Source organism: Rhizobium sp. SRDI969 (assembly GCF_025152725.1).
Classification (GTDB): Bacteria; Pseudomonadota; Alphaproteobacteria; order Rhizobiales; family Rhizobiaceae; genus Rhizobium; species Rhizobium leguminosarum_I.
The window spans coordinates 3,290,193-3,307,936 of sequence record NZ_CP104035.1; the positions used below are offsets into that span (position 1 = coordinate 3,290,193).

23 protein-coding genes are annotated in these 17,744 nt (G+C 60.8%); 12 read left to right on the forward strand and 11 right to left on the reverse strand.

The window, feature by feature from the left end; translation table 11 throughout:
- Window positions 1–95 precede the first annotated feature (95 nt).
- The 4 genes from N2A41_RS16495 to N2A41_RS16510 all read right to left on the reverse strand — a co-directional run bounded on the left by N2A41_RS16495 (window position 96) and on the right by N2A41_RS16510 (window position 3,049).
- Entirely contained in the window at window positions 96–1,139 is a 1,044-nt protein-coding gene (locus N2A41_RS16495; RefSeq protein ID WP_260109255.1) for a Gfo/Idh/MocA family protein, read from the reverse strand.
- Between the two features lie 9 nt (window positions 1,140–1,148).
- The gene (locus N2A41_RS16500) at window positions 1,149–1,934 is read right to left on the reverse strand and encodes a ThuA domain-containing protein (protein ID WP_260109256.1); all 786 of its coding nucleotides are present in this window, start codon (window positions 1,932–1,934) and stop codon (window positions 1,149–1,151) included.
- A gap of 191 nt (window positions 1,935–2,125) precedes the next feature.
- Window positions 2,126–2,467 (reverse strand): DMT family transporter, encoded by a 342-nt coding sequence (locus N2A41_RS16505; RefSeq protein WP_017965776.1) that lies wholly within the window; start codon window positions 2,465–2,467, stop codon window positions 2,126–2,128.
- Window positions 2,468–2,485: 18 nt separating this feature from the next.
- Complete coding sequence (locus N2A41_RS16510; RefSeq protein WP_260109257.1) at window positions 2,486–3,049, reverse strand: TetR/AcrR family transcriptional regulator; 564 nt, start codon at window positions 3,047–3,049, stop codon at window positions 2,486–2,488.
- Between the two features lie 169 nt (window positions 3,050–3,218).
- Between N2A41_RS16510 and N2A41_RS16515 the strand changes: the two genes are divergently transcribed.
- Both N2A41_RS16515 and N2A41_RS16520 read left to right on the forward strand, forming a co-directional pair.
- A complete protein-coding gene (locus N2A41_RS16515; RefSeq protein ID WP_026154315.1) occupies window positions 3,219–3,608 on the forward strand; it encodes a group II truncated hemoglobin in 390 nt (129 codons plus the stop codon).
- 3 nt (window positions 3,609–3,611) lie between these two features.
- Entirely contained in the window at window positions 3,612–3,983 is a 372-nt protein-coding gene (locus N2A41_RS16520) for a DUF423 domain-containing protein (protein WP_017965779.1), read from the forward strand.
- 389 nt (window positions 3,984–4,372) lie between these two features.
- On the opposite strand, the gene N2A41_RS16525 is transcribed toward N2A41_RS16520, so the two are convergent.
- The 5 genes from N2A41_RS16525 to N2A41_RS16545 form a co-directional block, all read right to left on the reverse strand.
- Window positions 4,373–4,687 carry an antibiotic biosynthesis monooxygenase family protein gene (locus N2A41_RS16525; RefSeq protein ID WP_017965780.1) on the reverse strand — a complete coding sequence of 105 codons (315 nt, stop codon included), beginning with the start codon at window positions 4,685–4,687 and terminating at the stop codon, window positions 4,373–4,375.
- A 9-nt stretch (window positions 4,688–4,696) separates the two neighbouring features.
- Entirely contained in the window at window positions 4,697–4,969 is a 273-nt protein-coding gene (locus N2A41_RS16530; protein ID WP_003542206.1) for a hypothetical protein, read from the reverse strand.
- Complete coding sequence (locus tag N2A41_RS16535; protein WP_017965781.1) at window positions 4,966–5,373, reverse strand: DUF2325 domain-containing protein; 408 nt, start codon at window positions 5,371–5,373, stop codon at window positions 4,966–4,968. Before N2A41_RS16535 ends, N2A41_RS16530 begins: the two co-directional genes overlap by 4 nt.
- A gap of 109 nt (window positions 5,374–5,482) precedes the next feature.
- Window positions 5,483–6,802 (reverse strand): energy transducer TonB family protein, encoded by a 1,320-nt coding sequence (locus tag N2A41_RS16540; RefSeq protein ID WP_260109258.1) that lies wholly within the window; start codon window positions 6,800–6,802, stop codon window positions 5,483–5,485.
- A gap of 155 nt (window positions 6,803–6,957) precedes the next feature.
- A complete protein-coding gene (locus tag N2A41_RS16545; protein ID WP_026154316.1) occupies window positions 6,958–7,380 on the reverse strand; it encodes a hypothetical protein in 423 nt (140 codons plus the stop codon).
- A 176-nt stretch (window positions 7,381–7,556) separates the two neighbouring features.
- Between N2A41_RS16545 and hemP the strand changes: the two genes are divergently transcribed.
- From hemP to N2A41_RS16580, 7 genes are all read left to right on the forward strand, one after another.
- Window positions 7,557–7,739: a hemin uptake protein HemP gene (gene hemP, locus N2A41_RS16550; protein WP_012758649.1), complete on the forward strand. Its 183-nt coding sequence runs from the start codon at window positions 7,557–7,559 to the stop codon at window positions 7,737–7,739.
- 8 nt (window positions 7,740–7,747) lie between these two features.
- On the forward strand, window positions 7,748–8,797 hold the full coding sequence (locus N2A41_RS16555; RefSeq protein ID WP_017965784.1) for a hemin-degrading factor: 1,050 nt from the start codon (window positions 7,748–7,750) through the stop codon (window positions 8,795–8,797).
- Window positions 8,798–8,808: 11 nt separating this feature from the next.
- On the forward strand, window positions 8,809–9,738 hold the full coding sequence (locus N2A41_RS16560) for a heme/hemin ABC transporter substrate-binding protein (protein ID WP_260109259.1): 930 nt from the start codon (window positions 8,809–8,811) through the stop codon (window positions 9,736–9,738).
- A gap of 2 nt (window positions 9,739–9,740) precedes the next feature.
- Window positions 9,741–10,853, forward strand: a complete 1,113-nt coding sequence (locus tag N2A41_RS16565) for a FecCD family ABC transporter permease (protein WP_260109260.1) — start codon at window positions 9,741–9,743, stop codon at window positions 10,851–10,853.
- A gap of 36 nt (window positions 10,854–10,889) precedes the next feature.
- On the forward strand, window positions 10,890–11,684 hold the full coding sequence (locus N2A41_RS16570) for a heme ABC transporter ATP-binding protein (RefSeq protein WP_017965787.1): 795 nt from the start codon (window positions 10,890–10,892) through the stop codon (window positions 11,682–11,684).
- Window positions 11,685–11,831: 147 nt separating this feature from the next.
- The gene (locus N2A41_RS16575) at window positions 11,832–12,176 is read left to right on the forward strand and encodes a DUF883 family protein (protein ID WP_017965788.1); all 345 of its coding nucleotides are present in this window, start codon (window positions 11,832–11,834) and stop codon (window positions 12,174–12,176) included.
- Window positions 12,177–12,185: 9 nt separating this feature from the next.
- Entirely contained in the window at window positions 12,186–12,587 is a 402-nt protein-coding gene (locus tag N2A41_RS16580) for a hypothetical protein (protein WP_222280950.1), read from the forward strand.
- Window positions 12,588–12,843: 256 nt separating this feature from the next.
- Here N2A41_RS16580 and N2A41_RS16585 read toward each other — a convergent pair whose 3' ends face one another.
- Together N2A41_RS16585 and N2A41_RS16590 are read right to left on the reverse strand one after the other, a co-directional pair.
- Window positions 12,844–13,401: an RNA polymerase sigma factor gene (locus N2A41_RS16585; RefSeq protein ID WP_003542247.1), complete on the reverse strand. Its 558-nt coding sequence runs from the start codon at window positions 13,399–13,401 to the stop codon at window positions 12,844–12,846.
- Window positions 13,402–13,412: 11 nt separating this feature from the next.
- Window positions 13,413–13,619 carry a NepR family anti-sigma factor gene (locus N2A41_RS16590; protein ID WP_017965790.1) on the reverse strand — a complete coding sequence of 69 codons (207 nt, stop codon included), beginning with the start codon at window positions 13,617–13,619 and terminating at the stop codon, window positions 13,413–13,415.
- Window positions 13,620–13,985: 366 nt separating this feature from the next.
- Here N2A41_RS16590 and N2A41_RS16595 point away from each other — a divergent pair, with 366 nt between their 5' ends.
- The 3 genes from N2A41_RS16595 (at window position 13,986) to N2A41_RS16605 (ending at window position 17,739) form a co-directional block, all read left to right on the forward strand.
- Window positions 13,986–14,780, forward strand: a complete 795-nt coding sequence (locus tag N2A41_RS16595) for a response regulator (RefSeq protein WP_017965791.1) — start codon at window positions 13,986–13,988, stop codon at window positions 14,778–14,780.
- 192 nt (window positions 14,781–14,972) lie between these two features.
- Complete coding sequence (locus tag N2A41_RS16600) at window positions 14,973–15,968, forward strand: sensor histidine kinase (RefSeq protein WP_017965792.1); 996 nt, start codon at window positions 14,973–14,975, stop codon at window positions 15,966–15,968.
- Window positions 15,969–16,377: 409 nt separating this feature from the next.
- Window positions 16,378–17,739 carry an NAD(P)-dependent oxidoreductase gene (locus tag N2A41_RS16605; RefSeq protein WP_260109261.1) on the forward strand — a complete coding sequence of 454 codons (1,362 nt, stop codon included), beginning with the start codon at window positions 16,378–16,380 and terminating at the stop codon, window positions 17,737–17,739.
- The last annotated feature ends 5 nt before the right edge of the window (window positions 17,740–17,744 follow it).

Here is a 17,744-nt window from a genome sequence, read left to right on the forward strand (position 1 = left end):
ATAGCGCGAAAATATTGCGGACTGAAAGCCGATGGTGCGCCGATGCGCTGGATAAGCCACCGTCGGATGAACGGCAGCTTATCCAGCGGACAGGGTCAAACCTTCAACTCGCGTCGCTCGCGCTCGGTCACCATCGCAAGGTCGAGCACCTTCTGCAGGTTGGCGGCGTGGCGGAAGTTCGGGTCCGGCTGGATGCCGCTTGCCACGGCCTCGGCAAAACGCTCGTAGTTGGTCGCCACCGGTTCAACCTCGATCTTCGTCCAGGTCGCGGTTTCGACATCCTCGCCGAGGCAACCATGCAGCTCCGAACCGCTGGGACGATGGATGACCTCAAGGCTGCCCCTCTCGCCATAAATGCGCAACTTCAACTCGTTCAGATGCCCTGTCGCCCAGCGGCTGGCATGGATGACGCCGAGCGCGCCGTTGGCGAAATCGACAGACATGGTGAAGCTGTCATTGGCATCGAGCAGATATTCGCCGATCTGGCCGCCCGGCGCCTTGTTGAAGGTCTTCAGCCGCGCAAAGACGTGATCGATGTCGGTCGCCGCGCCATAGGCGGCGAAATCGAGAATATGGATGCCGACGTCGCCGAGCACGCCGTTCGAACCATGGCCGGTGGAAAGCCGCCACAGCCAGGTCGATTCCGTGCGCCAGTCGCCCCAGGCGCGCGACACCAGCCAGCTCTGGAGATAGGAGGCTTCCACATGTCTGATCGTGCCGAGCTCGCCAGCAAGCACCATCTCACGGGCGCGCTGCAGCGGCGCGACGTTGCGATAGGTGAGGTTGACCATGTTGATGACGCCGGCCTTTTCGGCGGCCTCCGTCATCTCCAGCGCCGTCGCATAGTTCTCCGCCAGCGGCTTTTCGCAGAAGACGTGCTTGCCCGCAGCAATCAGCGCCATCGTCGTCGGGTGATGGATGCGGTCTGGCGTGACATTTGTCGCCGCATCGAATTCACCCCAGGCGATCGCCTCCTCCAGCGAAAGAAACCGCTTTTCGATGTTGAACTTGTCGGCGAAGGCCGAAAGCCGTTCGGGGTCGGTGTCGACGGCGCCGACCACCGTCACGCCGTCGATGAGGGGGAAGCGGGCGAGCTGGTTATTCGCCATCACCCCCGTGCCAAGAACGAGTAGTCGCATGGATGCTCCTCAGCGGTAACCGGCTTCGCCGGCCTGGTGCAGTCTCGGGCCGCGTTCGACGATCGGCTCCAGTGCTTTTTCTACCGGCACATTTGGAGCGTCGGTGATACCAGTCAACGCCCCCTCAGGGCTATAGGCCCACTTCACGCCGTTGATCAGCACCTTCTGCACATTGACGTCGTGATAGGTCGGATAGGTCTCGTGGCCGGGGCGAAAATAGAAGATGTTGCCGGCGCCACGGCGCCAGGTCAGGCCCGAGCGGAACACTTCGCCGCCCTGGAACCACGAGATGAACACCGTTTCAAGCGGTTCCGGCACCGAGAACTGCTCGCCGTACATTTCCTCGTTCTCGAGTTCGAAATGCTCGCCGATGCCGGCGGCGATCGGATGGCGCTGGTTGATCGTCCACAGACGCTCGCGCTCGCCAGCCTCGCGCCATTTCAGCGCGCAGGGCGTGCCCATCAGCCGCTTGAAGATCTTGGAGAAATGGCCGGAATGCAGCACGAGCAGGCCCATGCCTTCCCAGACGCGCTTGGCAACCCGCTCGACGACGACGTCGGCGACCGCGCCGTGATCCTTGTGGCCCCACCAGGTCAAGACGTCGGTATCGGCAAGGCGGGCTTCGCTGAGGCCGTGCTCCGGCTCCTGCAGCGTCGCTGTCGTCGCCGAGATACTTGGATCGGTGTTCAGTGCGTTGGCGATCGTCGTGTGCATGCCCTCGGGATAAATACTCCGGACGACGGCATTGGTATTCTCGTGGATATTCTCTCCCCAGACGACGGTGCGAATGGCCATGATGTGCTCCTGTAGAACCTGGAAGTATCGATAGGCGGGAAGTCAGGATTCAAAGCGCTTTGGAAAACGGCGCCGACTGCGCCTCGTCTCCTCCACGTCCAAGGAACACATAGACCTTTGTCAGTATTTTGACAAAGGGGAAAATTTATCAGCTGGAGGCGGAGGATCCGCCTACCAATATCATAGCAATATCAATGCGAAACGGATTTCGAGAACAGATTGACGACGATAACGCCCGATATGATCAGCCCAAGCCCGACGATTGCCGGAAGGTCGAGGCGCTGCTTGAAGAACACCAGACCGACCGAGGAAATCAGCACGATTCCCAAAGCGCTCCAAATCGCATAGGCGATACCGACGGGGATGCTCTTCAGGGTCAACGATAGGCAATAGAAGGCAGCCGCATAACAGGCGAGGACGAGTGCCGTCGGCCCGATGCGGGTGAACTGCTGCGACAGTTGCAGCGCGGTCGTGCCGATGACTTCGAGCACGATGGCTGCAAACAGCAGCCCGTAGACGGCGGCCTGGCTCATGGCGAATTCCTTTTCGAATTACTTGCCGGTCAGTTCGACAAGGCGATCGATGAGATCCCGCCTCAGAACGCCGCTGATATCATGGCTTTCCAACGTATCTGCGAACCAAAGTCCGTCGGCGGCGAAACGCACGACTTGTGCGTCGAGGGAGGAGTCGGTGCCGATATATTCCTCCGCCCGCGCCTGCACCCATTGGCGCCACCGAAGACGCAGCCGGGGTTCGGCAAGAAGCGCGATCGTCACCTGCGTCCAACTCCGGGAATCGTCGGGACGATCCTTGAGACCGGATACCGCCCTGAGATAGGCGCGGGTGAAGCGGCCCTGCGGCAGCGGATCGCCGCGCATCAATTCCTCTATATCGGCGTCGAACTTTTCGAGCAGGCTTTCAAACAGGGCATCGAGCAGCGCATTCTTCGTCGGAAAGTGATGCAGCAGCCCGCCCTTGCTGACGCTGGACGCAGCGGAAACCGCATCGAGCGTGACGGCGGCCATGCCTTCGCTGGCAGCAAGGCGCGCGGCGACATCCAGCAACTGCTGGCGCACGAGGGCGGGCTGCTTCTTGCGACGATGAGCGTTCGACATGCAAAAATTAAAAGATACCGTCCGGACGGTTTTGTCAAGCAGAATCGGCGACTACCCTGCTGCTTCGGCATTATGCGCGAAATGCCGCGGCACCTTGATGACAGTTGCGATGATTTTCCGCCCGGTGCATGAAGAGGCCGGGGTTGGTCCAGGCAGTGGGGATGGTTCCGTGACGGAGAAGGTCACCACCTTATATCAGGCGATCGGCGGCGATCCGGTCGTGCGGGCGCTGACGCACCGCTTCTACGAGCTGATGGACACGCTGCCGGAGGCGAGCAACGTGCGCGCCGTGCATCCGCCGAGCCTTACGGGCAGTGAAGTGAAATTCTACGAATATATGAGCGGTTATCTCGGCGGCCCGCCGCTCTATACCGACAAGCGCGGCCATCCGCGCCTGCGCAGCCGCCATTTCGTCGCCGAGATCGGCCCTGTCGTGCGTGACGAATGGCTGCTCTGCTTCCGCCGCGCACTGGACGAGACGATCGCAAGCCAAGCGCTGCGCGATCTCATCTGGGCGCCGGTGGAACGGCTCGCCTATCACATGCAGAACAAGGAATAGCCGATGCGCCTCAATGACCGTTTCGTGCCGCTGTTTTACTTGTTGTCGGGCCTGTTCGGCTTTGCCGGCGTGGCGCTTGCGGCAGCGGCTGCGCATGGCGGTGGCGATGCCCACCTGCTCGCCTCGGCCTCGGCAATGTGCCTGGCGCATGCGCCTGCCTTGCTGGCATTGGCGCTCGCCGCCGACAGAATCAATACCGCCTGGCTGGCCGGTTTGCTGATTGGCATCGGCACGCTGCTCTTTTCAGGCGATCTCGTTTCGCTGCGTTTTGCCGGTTCCGGCCTATTCCCGATGGCCGCCCCGACCGGCGGTTTCGCCATGATGTTCGGCTGGCTGGCCGTTGCCGCCGGAGCGGTTTTTCGCGTCCGGGCCTAGGATTGTCGGTTCGGCATAGCGCTCTGCCGATATTGCTCAGGGGCTTAATGAAGGTTCACAGAGTAGATATACCATCGTAGATACCATCCCGAGGAATGGCTGGGGCCCGCGGCTTGCTCCCTCTTCTCCCCTCGGGGAGAAGGTGGCCCGAAGGGTCGGATGCAAGGGGGCCGCACGGCACGCCATCCATTATTGCCCTTCGCTTACTCTCAGTGCATTCGCGGCTTAGCCGCTCACCCTCTCATCGCCTCGCTATCGCTCCGGCACTTCTCCCCGCTGGGGAGAAGAGACCTGTGGCAGCGCCTCAGGCTCCTTTCTCCGCCGGAGTTGAGAGAGAGCAAAAAATCAAGATTTTAGCGAAGAGCCAAGTCGCTCTTAATCAACCGCAATTAGATCCCATCAACCACGTTGAAGCCCTCGAAGATCGGCGGTCCCTTGTAGATCGCCTTGTGATCGCCGGCATTGCGGTGCGCCGCACGAAAGCTCTCGGACTTCGTCCAGCTCTGAAAATCCGCTTCGCTTTTCCAGACCGTGTGTGAGGAATAGAGCGTATAGCCCTCCTCTTCGTTGACCTTGCCGCGCAGCAGGCGGAATTCGACGAAACCGGGCACCTCGGGCAGGCTGGAATCGCGATTGCGCCAGACCGTCTCGAAATCGCCTTCGCTCCCGGTTGCAACCTTGAAGCGGTTCATTGCGATATACATGGAATCTCCCTACGCCTTCCTCTTGCCCGCCCTTGCAGAACGCAAGGGAAAGGCGAGAACATTATCGCCGTTTGCCGCTGCTGGGCCAAGCGGTCTTGTTGTCGCTTCCCCGGGCATGCGCGCTTCCCAGGTCGGGAACAGCGTCACATTCTGGTAGATCTGCTGGCGTTCAGCATGCTGCTGGAAAAGTTCGTAAAGTTCGGGCACGAGGCCCTCGCCTGTCTGCGCGGCGAGCTTATGCAGGCCGATCATGGTGAAGCCGTCGGGGCGCTGGTCGTTCATCGGGAATTGTCTCGTTCGTTCATCGTCTGCAGCGCACGCTCCAGGCTGGACTTGCTGCCGTTTCGAAGTGGGATGAAGGCCTTGCCGAACTTCTTGCAGCCGGTCTTCACGCGCAGGCAGGCATCGTGGCTGATACAGTCGATCGGGCAGAACACGCAGTCGACCGAGGGAAGGACGGTATCGATGCGGGAAACCGCTTCACGCAGCCCGCCGTCGTGATGAATGAGCTCGGCACCGAAATTGCTGCAGATCTGGCGAAGATGCGCCACCTGGCAGTCGCGGCCACCGACATAGAGGAAACTGCGGCCATCCAGTTTGGATCGCCCGGAGGGTGCCTGACCAGCGTCCTCGCCCGCGCTGTCGCGGACCTCCCGGTTCGAACCCTTCTTGCCCTTGCGAGCCATATGCCACCCGTTCGCTCGTTGATCGTCACACGATTTCTTGCGTGTGCGAGCGGACCTTATTAAACTTGATTTTTACAGTAAAGTATAAAGTTGATGATTTTTATCATATTTATTGGACCGTGATTGGCAAGGAGGCAAAGCTCCTTCCACCTCCACCGGGCGTAGCCCCAAACGGTGCTGCGCGGCGGACAGCATCGATGGCGAGTTGATCGATTTCGGGAACACCAGATCCACTTACCACGCGAACCGACGTCAGGCCGCCACTGCCATTCACCGAAAAAGTGACGACCACAGTGCCCTCGACACCACGAGGTGTTCTGATCGCACGGCGAATACGGCTGCGGACCTTGCCGTCGTAATTGGCTTTGGCCGCGGTTCCGACCCCATCATTGTTGCCAACGGCACGCGAATTGCGATCCGATTGAGCCGACGGATCACCCTCGGCCATACCCTGCTTCGCGTCCTGCTGCGCCTCCCCCCGCGAACCGGCGACCTTTTTCGGCGGGCGCTTCTTCTCGACCGGTTTCGGCTTTTCCTGCGTCACCACCTTTGGTTTCGGCATTGGCGTCACGATCTCTTGCGGCACCTCGGGTTCTGGCTGAACCTCCACTGTTTCAACCGGCTTTACCGTCCGAGGCATCTCTGCCGTGACAGGCTGCACTTCGGATGGTTGAACTTCCGGAGGAACCTCATCGGCTGGCTTCTGCTCTTCCGGGGTGACGGTCGACATCGGCTGCGCGACTGCCGTTTCAGCCGGCACCTCGGAAACCAGAATCTCTGGCTCCACTGCGGTCACGGATTCCGGCGATACGCGCGTCACCTCCTGAGCCGGAGCCGGCCGAACCGGATCCTGCGTCTCTACAGGCGACACCTCGGACGGCTGCAAGGTTTCGGGTTGAGGTTCGGCCATTTCCGTAGGCTGGATCGTGTCAGGCTGAACAGCTTCTGCAATAATTTCTTCCTGCACTGTCACTTCGGTCTCGCCGGCGGCAGCCTGATCAATGTCCGAATTGCCATACATGACGACGCTCACCGCATCGCCTGCTTCCTCGATCGCCTCCTCCTGCGCCTTGGGGAAGGCAGTGATCAATACAGCGGCCAGCGTCGCGTGGAAAATCAGCGAACCAACGCAGGCAAGCGCCACCCGTCGCCGTACCGGCTTCTTCTCGTCCTCCTGCTTTTCCACCGCCGCATCCATCGGCGGCGCAGGAACGGAGGCTATCGGCTCGGCTTCCGGATGATCGGGAAAGGAGGGTATCTGCGCGAAACGCGCATAGTGGACCACAGCCTCGCCGGCCGGCTGCCGCTGCACGTTGCGCAGGTCGGAAAGCTCATGGCCGGGATGCATGTTATTGTCGTTCAGACCGCCGTCAGCGTCCGGTTCCCCGATGAGCACCTGTCTCGATCTGGTCTTCGCTGAAATTGCCATTTGTATGCCTCGGACAGCCTGAAACATGTCGGCCGGGGTTCATCCCCGGCGTATCCTCAAAGCGATTCCAGGAAAGGTGTGAAGCGGCTTTCCGTCCGGAATTGCGTAAAAAACGGATAGAGCGGTTCAGCGCTTCCGTGAAAAGCTGAACCGCTCTACCCCTCGAAAGGAACGGAAATCTGCGAACGGGTGACGAGACCCTTCATGCATTCACCCGCCGCCGGGCCATCGCAGACCGGCGTGTCGTTGATGATGATACGCGTGACCGTCTCGCACTTCACATTCGGCATATCGAACTGGCGCACGCGCTTCTTGCCCTGCGGTAGATCGCGGAAGTCGAGCACGGTGATGCGGTCGACGGCATTCTTGTCGTTGAAGAAGGCGAGCTCGAAGGAGATCTTGTTGATCGGCGCCTGAAGATTGTTCTCGGCGATGAAGGTCATCATGCAGCCCTTTTGCGACGGCGCCAGAGCGTTGAGTTCGATATCGAGCTTGGCGGTTGCCGCATCCTGCGCCTGGCATACGCTTGAAACCGCCGTCATCATGCCGGCCGCAACAGCCACAAACCTAACCGTCATCATCTTCTCCGCCGTTGTTGCGAACCGCCGCCAGGCGGCTTCATATCAGCAATCTCAAAAACTTGACTATAATAGTCTCCTATTGCATCTTTAAAAAACCATGAGTAAGAAAGTCAAGATAATTGTCATCACAACCGGGGATCCCGATCACCGGCCTCACGGAATTGCCAACCGAAATGATGGTTGAAAAGCCAGATAACTTTAAGCATGTGCCGCTGCAGAGCGAACCTGCGGCGCAGCACCGGATCGTCGAAAGCGCGGACCTTTTCCGCGGCACCAACGAGATCATGATTCGACACGACGGCTTGGTCTACCGCCTGAAGATCACCCGTCAGGGCAAGCTCATTCTCAATAAGTAGGGTAGGACATGACCGAACAGACAAGACCGACGCCAGCCGAAATCCGCGCGTTTCGCGCTGACAATCCGAAGATGCGCGAGCGCGATATCGCCGCCCAGCTGAAGATTTCCGAGGCAGCCCTCGTCGCCGCCGAGACCGGCATCAGCGTGACACGCATCGATGGCAGCGCGCTGAAGCTCCTCGAGCGCGTCGCCGGGCTCGGTGAAGTGATGGCGCTGTCGCGCAACGAAAGTGCCGTGCACGAGAAGATCGGCGTCTTCGAAAACATCAAGAGCGGCGCGCAGGCCGCGATCGTTCTCGGCGAGAACATCGACCTGCGCATCTTCCCGAGCCGCTGGGAGCATGGTTTCGCCGTATCCAAGAAGGATGGCGATCAGGAGCGTCTCAGCCTGCAATATTTCGGCAAGGCCGGCAACGCCGTGCACAAGGTGCACCTGCGCGCGAGCTCGAATGTCGAGGCCTATCACGCGATCGTCGCCGAGTTGAAGTTGCAAGACCAGTCGCAGGAATTTGTCGAGGCTGAAACCTCGAACGCCGCCGATGAGACCGCCGACATCAGCCGTGACGAACTGCGCGACAACTGGAGCAAGCTCACCGATACGCATCAGTTCTTCGGCATGCTGAAGCGCCTGAAGATCGGCCGCCAGGCGGCCGTGCGCACTGTCGGCGACGACTATGCCTGGAAGCTCGACATCAGCGCCACGGCAGAGATGATGCATGCCTCTGTGAAATCTGGCCTGCCGATCATGTGCTTCGTCGCCAATGACGGCATCGTCCAGATCCATTCCGGCCCGATCTTCAACGTGCAGGCCATGGGTCCGTGGATTAATATCATGGACCCGAGCTTCCACCTGCATCTGCGCCAGGATCATATTGCCGAGACCTGGGCCGTGCGCAAGCCGACCACGGACGGCCACGTCACCTCGCTGGAGGCCTACAACGCCGAAGGCGAGATGATCATCCAGTTCTTCGGCAAGCGGCAGGAAGGTTCCGACGAACGCGCCGCATGGCGCGAGATCATGGAAAACCTGCCGCGGGCAGCAAGCGTGGCAGCATAAGGATCGCAACGATGACGATGCGTAACAATCTGCGCCGGATCCGTGCTTGGGAACTGGCCCTGACGGCGGCCGTCATGGCGCTGCCGCTGATCCCGATGGCGCCGACGGTCGAAGGCTTCGCCTTCATCCGCGCCGCCCATGCTGACGAAAAGAAGCTCGACACGTCGCGCCTGGTTTCGGTCGGCGGCGACATTACCGAGATCGTCTATGCGCTCGGAGAGGAAAGCCGGCTGATCGCCCGTGACACGACGAGCATGTATCCGGAGGCGGCGCTGAAGCTGCCCAACGTCGGCTACATGCGCGCGCTCTCGCCGGAAGGCATCCTCGCCATGAACCCGACGGCGATCATTGCCGTCGAAGGTTCAGGCCCGCAGGAGGCGCTGACCGTGCTGAAGAATGCCAGCGTGCCCTTCGAGACCGTGCCGAGCGCCTTTACCCGCGACGGCATCATCGCCAAGATCGACCGTGTCGGCACGCTGCTTGGCGTGCCCGACAAGGCCAAGGCGCTAGAAGAAAAGGTCGCAGCCGATCTCGACGCGATGATCGCCGACGCCGAAAAGCGCCCGAAGGCCGAGCGCAAGCGCGTTCTCTTCATCCTCAGCGCCCAGAACGGCCGGATCATGGCATCAGGCACCGGCACGGCCGCCGATGGCATCGTCAAGCTCGCCGGCGCCATCAACGCCGTTGGCGCATTCCCGGGTTACAAGCCGCTGACGGACGAGGCGCTTATCGAAGCCAAGCCCGACATCATCCTGATGATGAACCGCGGCGATGACGCCGGCACCAAGAGCGAAGACCTGCTGGCTCAGCCGGCGATCGCGCTGACGCCGGCAGGCGAGAAGAAAGCGATCATCCGAATGGATGGCGTCTACCTGCTCGGCTTCGGCCCGCGCACTGCAGCCGCCGCGCGTCAGCTCAACACGGCGATCTACGGAGGCTGATCATGGCCCTGCCGCTTGCAATGACGGAACGAAGGCGACCATTCCCTATGCCGGACATCCGCGAAATCAGGCAGGCGGGCGACAGGACGCGGCTGGCCTTGCTGGTGATCGCGCTGCTCGTCGCCGGCTCGGTCTTCTCGATGCTGTTTTCGGTGACGACAGGCGCCTCGGATGCCTCGATCCTCGACGTCATCAGCAACATGGCCGGTTCCGAGATGGCGCTCAGTACGCGTGACCGGATCATCATCTTCGATATCCGCCTGCCAAGGGCGATCCTCGGCTTCTTGATCGGCGCCTCGCTTGCCGTCTCCGGTACGGTGATGCAAGGCCTGTTCCGCAATCCGCTGGCCGATCCCGGCCTCGTCGGCGTTTCCTCCGGTGCAAGCCTCGGCGCAGTCGCGATGATCGTACTCGGCAGCGGCATCGCTGCTCCGCTCCAGGTGCTTCTCGGCATCTACGCTCTGCCGGCGGCCGCCTTTGGCGGCGGCCTCGTCACGACGCTACTGCTCTACAGGATCGCCACCCATCGTGGCCAGACCTCGGTGGCGACGATGCTGCTTGCGGGCATCGCGCTCGGCGCACTCGCCCTCGCCATCACCGGGCTGCTGATCTACATGGCCAACGACCAGCAGCTGCGCGACCTGACCTTCTGGAGCATGGGTTCGCTTGCCGGCGCCACGTGGACGAAGATCGCCGCCGCCAGCCCGATCATCCTGTTGTCCTTCACCACCCTGCCCTTCATGGCCCGCGGCCTCAATGCCATCACGCTCGGCGAGGCGGCCGCCTTTCATATGGGCGTGCCGGTGCAGCGGCTGAAGAATGTCGCGATCGTCGGCGTCGCCGCGGCGACCGGCGCGTCCGTCGCTGTCAGCGGCGGCATCGGTTTCCTCGGGATCGTCGTGCCGCATATCCTGCGCATGGCGATCGGCCCCGATCATCGTTTCCTGCTGCCGACAGCAGCTCTTCTCGGCGGCTCCCTGCTGATCTTCGCGGACGTCCTGGCGCGCACCCTGGTCGCCCCGGCCGAGCTGCCGATCGGCATCATCACCGCGGCGGTCGGCGGGCCGTTCTTCCTGTGGATCCTGCTGAGGCAGCGTTCGCGCCTTGCCCTGTGAGTGACCCCGTGAGTGACCCCCGTGAGTGACATTGAGATGATCGAAATTTCCGGCGTCTCCGTGCGCCTTTCCAGCAAGACCATCATCAGCGACGTCACTTTCACGGCAAGAGCCGGCGAGCTGACGGCGATTGCCGGGCCGAACGGCTCCGGCAAGACGACGACGATGAAAGCCATCTCCGGCGAACTTGCCTATGGCGGCTCGGTGCGCATCGGCGGCGACGAGGTGAGGGCTCTGAAGCCCTGGCAGCTTGCTGCCGTTCGCGGTGTCCTGCCGCAGGCAAGCACGATCTCCTTTCCGTTCACCGTGCGCGAGATCGTCCGCATGGGCCTGACTTCGGGCCTCGACCTGCATCCCGACAAGGCCGAGCAGACGGCCGCCGCAGCACTTGCCTCCGTCGACTTGAGCCGCTTCGAAGGCCGTTTCTATCAGGAGCTCTCCGGCGGCGAGCAGCAGCGTGTGCAGCTTGCCCGCGTGCTCTGCCAGATCGCCGAACCCGTCGTCGACGGCAAGCCCTGCTGGCTGCTGCTCGACGAACCGGTCTCGAGCCTTGACATTAGCCACCAGCTGACCATCATGACGCTTGCCCGCAATTTCTGCGAACGTGGCGGCGGTGTCATCGCCGTCATGCACGATCTCAACCTGACGGCGCTCTTTGCCGACCGCATTGTGCTGATGAAATCCGGCCGGCTCGCCGCCGCTGGCAGCATCGGCGAAGTGCTGACGAACGAAACGATGCTCTCGGTGTTCGGCTGCGCGCTGCGGATCAACCAGGTACCGTCAGACGGCACGCCCTTCGTGCTCGCCCACAGCGCCGTTTCGCGCTCCTGAGCACCGCGCGAGCGGAACTTTTGATCGCCCGGCACGTTTCCGGCATGATCTGGGTCAATGCCGAGCGATATCATTCATGCAACGGACGGTGGTGACCCTCGTGCGAAACAGGCGGGCTTGTGCGCGCCCCAGCCAATGGAGACAGCCATGAGCTATTCTATCTTCCAGTCCGGCCGCAGCCGCCGCAACGGCACCTTCCACAATCTGGAATCCGGCATCGAGGAACAGATCGAAGCGTTGCGCGACGAACTCGCAGAACTGACGCGCCTCGTTGGCAAGAGTTCGCGCCACCAGGGTGAGAAAATCCGTAGTCAGGCCGGCGCCGGCTATGAGGAACTGCTCGGCCGCAGCGAGGATCTGCTGCGCGAATTGCAGCACGGCTATGAGCGTGGAGCGACGGAAATGCGGGAGACGGTGCGCAAGCATCCCTTAGCGACCATCGGCGCTGCAGCCGCTTTCGGCCTTGCCATCGCCTTCCTCGCCCGGCGCTGAGGAAGCGCGATGCTCTTCTCGATCCTCGGCCTGCTGACGGGCGCAAGCGTGCACCGAACCGTCGCGCGCGCCAAGCGCAATGGCATCTTCATTGCGTTTGCCGTGCTCTTCCTCCTTACTGCCTACGCGCTGGCTGTTACCGCCGGCGCCATCTGGCTCGCCGGCATATATGGCCCGGTCGGCGCTGCTCTTTTCCTGGCCGCCTGCGCGCTGCTGATCGCCATCATCGCGCTGGTGGTAATGTCGATCATCAACGCCCGGGAAGCCCGCCGCACCCGGGAACGCCGCGCGGCGCTGGAATCGCTGGCAACGGTCGGGCTCGGCCTTATCCGCGCCCAGCCGCTCCTGACCGCCGGTGTTTTGGCGGCAATTGTCGCAGCCAATCTGGTGGGATCGAAGCGCGAGGATTGATTGAGGAGACGGCAACAGGCGGCGGCCCCTCACCCTAGCCCTCTCCCCGTAAAAACGGGAAGAGGGGACGCGCCATACGAGACGCGAGAGAGGGGCGGAGAGGTTGCGGCATATCCCCTTCGCCCCGTTTACGGGGAGAAGGTGGCGGCAGCCGGATGAGGGGCGGATCCACAATCATATCAATGATATAGTCGACAACGCAAAAAAGCCCGCTCCCCGACGGGCGACCGGCTTGCCTTCCCAAATGTAACTCTTGTCAGAATGCGAAGGCCTTCGACGTCAGCGGCGCCGAGGTGGCGTCGGGGCCGAAATCGGCCTCGCCTGATATCTGCAGCAACTCCTGCAGCCGCTGCCGGGCTCGGTTGACGCGGCTCTTGATGGTACCCACGGCACAGCCGCAGATTTCGGCCGCCTCCTCGTAGGAAAAACCCGAGGCGCCGACGAGGATGATTGCCTCGCGTTGATCCGGCGGCAGCTGGTCGAGCGCCTTCTTGAAGTCCTGCAGATCGAGCGCGCCATATTGCGAGGGGTGCATCGCCATCGATTCAGTGAACAGCCCGTCGCTGTCCTGCACTTCGCGACCGCTCTTGCGCATCTGGCTGTAGAGTTCGTTGCGCAGGATCGTAAACAGCCAGGCCTTCATATTGGTGCCCATCTCGAAATGATCCTGTTTGGCCCAGGCTTTCATGATGGTGTCCTGGACGAGATCGTCGGCACGGTCGTGCCGCCCGATGAGCGAGATCGCGAAGGCGCGAAGACTTGGGAGTGCCGCCAGCAGTTCCCGCTTGAAGCTGGGTTGCGATTTGTCTTCCATGCGGCGAGATCCTATTCGGCCATCTTGGCAGAAGCCATCATTTCAGCATGGTCGAGCTTTTCGAGAAGGTCGAGAAAACGATCGGGGATCGCCTCACCCTGTGCGGCCGCATAAAGCGACCGCAGCCTGACGCCGATCTGATTGTTCGGGTCTAGGATGTCGCTCGCCCGCAGCTCCAGCTTTCGCTGATCGGCTGCTTCTTTCTTGCGTGTAGTCATCAATTCGTCTTCTCGCCGGTTGTCTGTCCAGAGTATGATGCCGAAAAGTGTGGGCGGTTTTCGGATGACATCATGCCCTAACTTTCTAATTTAGAACAGGATTCGGATTTTAGGCCGACCCGGCCGAAAATCATCCTGTTCTAGGGGGCGTGGATGGGATCAATCACGATTTCAACCAGCGACATCGAACGTTCGATCGATATCGCTGGTATTTGCCGCTGCATGGGTCAAAACGCTACGCCCTTTCTTCGTCGGCTGGAATAATGCGGCGCGACGAAAAAAGTTCCTGTCATTCCGGAACTTTTTTATGAAGGCAGCGTTAACCGCTCATTGAAGCCAATGCCGGTCTGCATTCAGGAGCCATTAATGACACTTTCTACTCGAATTGCGCCGCACCTTCCTTATCTGCGCCGCTATTCCCGCGCCCTTACCGGCACTCAGACTTCGGGCGACGCTTACGTCGCCGCCGTTCTCGAAGCCATCATCGCCGATCTGTCGATTTTCCCGGATACGGCGAATGACCGGGTCGCACTCTACAAACTGTTCACGCAACTGTTTGGTTCCACCGCAGTCCAGATTCCGGAGCCGACCTCGCCCTATGCCTGGGAGCAACGCGCCACGCTGAACCTTTCCAAGGTTTCGCCGCGCGCCCGTCAGGCCTTCCTGCTCGCCTCCGTGGAGAATTTCCGCGTCGCTGAAATTGCCGAAATCCTGGAAACCGAGGAGCAGGATGTCGTGCAGCTGCTCGACGTAGCGTCGCAGGAGATTTCCCGTCAGGTCGCAACCGATATCATGATCATCGAGGACGAACCGCTGATCGCCATGGATATCGAGCAGATGGTCGAGAGCCTCGGCCATCGCGTCACCGGCATTGCCCGTACGCATGCCGAGGCCGTGGCGCTCTACAATAAGACCAAGCCGAGCATGGTGCTGGCCGACATTCAGCTTGCCGACGGCAGCTCCGGTATCGACGCAGTCAACGACATCCTCAAGACGTCGAGCGTGCCGGTGATCTTCATCACCGCTTTCCCGGAACGCCTTCTGACCGGCGAGCGCCCGGAACCGACTTTCCTTGTCACCAAGCCCTTCAATCCGGACATGGTCAAGGCACTGATCAGCCAGGCTCTTTTCTTCAATGAATCGACCAGAGTGGCCGCCTGAGACGTAATTTTCCGGCTTTCGGAACCAAATCGCCAAAACAGGCGTTCCGGTGCTACCGGGACGCTCCGATGGCTTTAACGGTTTTTGCAGCGCTTTGTTCTAGAGTTGGCAGGCGCTGTATGGAAGGGCGCTCCCTTCAGCGACGGTCAAGATGTCACAAGGAAAGGCGGCCGAGTGAATACGACTGAACCATTGTCCGGCATGCCTTTTACCTTCGAAGGCAAAGCCGCAATGATGGAGCGCGCGCTCGGCAGCGCCGGGGTTTCGATCCTCTGCCAGGATGCTCGACTGTCGATCTTCTACGTCGAAAATCTGCCGCCGCATTTCGCGGCGCTCTTTATGCCCGGCGGCAGCGACGCCGCCCTTTTCGGCGAGGCCCATGGGCGATATCTGACAGCGCTGAAACACAAGGTCCTGGAAACCGGCATTCCCAACAATGCCGAAGTCGAAATCGATGTCGACGGCGAAAGGCGCACTTATGAACTGAAGATCCAGCGCACCGGCGAACGCAGTGCACATGGACTTCTGTCCGTCATGACTGAAGTCACCGAAAGCCGGCATCGGGAAAAAGTTCTGAAATCGCTGCTGCGCGAGCTCTCACACCGCTCGAAGAACCTTCTGGCCATCATCCAGGGCATTGCCACGCAGACGGCGCGCAACACGCTCTCTCTCGACAGCTTCCTCCTCAAGTTCCGCGGACGGCTGCAATCGCTTTCCAATTCGCAGGACCTGATCACTGATTCGAGCTGGCGCGGCGCCTACCTCTTCGAACTCGCCGAAAAGCAATTCGCCCCCTATTGGCCGGAGACGGCCGGCTCCATGCCGATCTATGGCATCAACGCTCATCTGACACCGAATGCCGCCGTGCACCTCGGGCTCGCCCTCCACGAACTCATCGTCAATTCCGCCTCCTTCGGCGCAATATCAGGCGGCGCCGCCTCCATCACGCTGAATTGCCGCGAAGCCATGATCAACGACAGGAGGGCGATCGAAGTTGCCTGGGCGGAAGTTCTGCATGATCAGTCGGAAGTCCACGAATTCAGCGACAACAGCTTCGGCCGCACTGTGCTGGAGCGTGTCGTGCCTTCATCGGTCAATGGCAAAGCGGAGTTGAACCTCGTTCCCGGCCGCATCGAGTACCGTCTGACCATTCCGGAAACCGAATTCGAGATCTTCAAGCGGGTGTGAAAAGCCCTGGAGACAGCCGAGAACGAAAAACAGCTGGTGCGAGGGCGGCGCACCAGCTGTCTTCACTCACCGGGAGGGGACCGTGAGTACGTCCGGATAGTGGGTTGGGGGCGCGCATGTTGGGTCGATGCGATCACCATCCGGATATCGCAATAACGACGACCTCAAACTTTGGTTCCCTGCCATCCGAAAAAAAATTCGACTTTTTTGAATCTTTTTTCGGATGCCCTTCCCTCATCACGCGCTCAGCCGTTTCACCGATTTAGGTCGAATAAATTTTCTCAGCAAAAACAGAGGATTACTTGCGAGTCAGCAAGGGAAAATCGTCAAAATTTTACCGTTTGATAAATTTTTAAACCTGAGTTACGCTTTCCCTCACAGGCCGTTTACCAATAATGAGGGAACTTCAATGGAACGACTGGAAACCGGGATTCATCCCGGCCGGCTTTCGCCCGCCGAGTATGAGGCTAATTTTTCCGATCTTCATCCGCGCCTCGATAATCATGAGGCGCTGGTCGCCGCTGACCGCTGTTATTTCTGTTATGACGCGCCATGCATGACGGCCTGTCCCACCTCGATCGACATTCCGCTGTTCATCCGCCAGATTTCGACCGGCAATCCGATCGGCTCGGCAAAGACGATCTTCGACCAGAACATCCTCGGCGGCATGTGCGCCCGCGTCTGTCCCACCGAAGAACTCTGTGAACAGGCCTGTGTGCGCAACACGGCTGAAGAGCGGCCGGTCGAGATCGGCCGCCTGCAGCGTTATGCCACCGATGCCGCCATGCAGGCCGACAAGCAATTCTATGCCAGGGCCGAGCCGACCGGAAAGACGATCGCCGTTGTCGGCGCCGGCCCGGCCGGCCTTGCCGCCGCCCATCGCCTGGCCGTGAATGGCCATTCCGTCGTCATCTATGATGCCAGGGAAAAATCCGGCGGTCTCAACGAATACGGTATCGCCACTTACAAGACCGTCGACGACTTCGCCCAGAAGGAAGTCGATTACGTCCTTTCGATCGGCGGTATCGAGGTTCGGCATGGCCAGTGTCTCGGCCGCGATTTTTTACTTTCCGATCTGCAGGCGCAATATGACGGCGTCTTCCTCGGTATCGGCCTTGCCGGCGTTAACGCGCTACGCATCGAGGGCGAAAACCTTGCAGGCGTCGACGACGCCGTCGATTTCATCGCCGCACTCCGCCAAGCCGAAGACAAAAGCAAAATCGCCATCGGCCGCCGCGTCGTCGTCCTTGGCGGCGGCATGACGGCGATCGACGCCGCCGTGCAGGCAAAGCTGCTCGGTGCCGAGGAGGTGACGATCTGTTACCGCCGCGGCAAGGAGCACATGAACGCCTCCGAATTCGAACAGGATCTGGCAAGCTCCAAGGGCGTCATCATCCGCCACTGGCTGGCGCCGAAATCGATCCTGTCGCAGGACGGCAAAGTCGCCGCGATCGAAGTGGAATATACCAAAATCCTCGATGGCCGTCTCGTCGGCACCGGCGAGACCGGTGTGATTGCCGCCGACCAGATCTTCAAGGCGATCGGCCAGAGCTTTGACGCCTCTGGTCTCGGTTCGCTGCGCATGGAATCCGGCCGCATCGCTGTCGATGGCGAAGGCCATACCTCGCTTGACGGCGTCTGGGCCGGCGGCGACTGCGTCTTCGGCGGCGACGATCTCACCGTTTCCGCCGTCGCCCACGGTCGCGATGCGGCTGAATCCATCCATCGTGCCCTCACCGCAGCAGCCGCTCCGGCTGTCGCGGTTGCCTAAAGGGG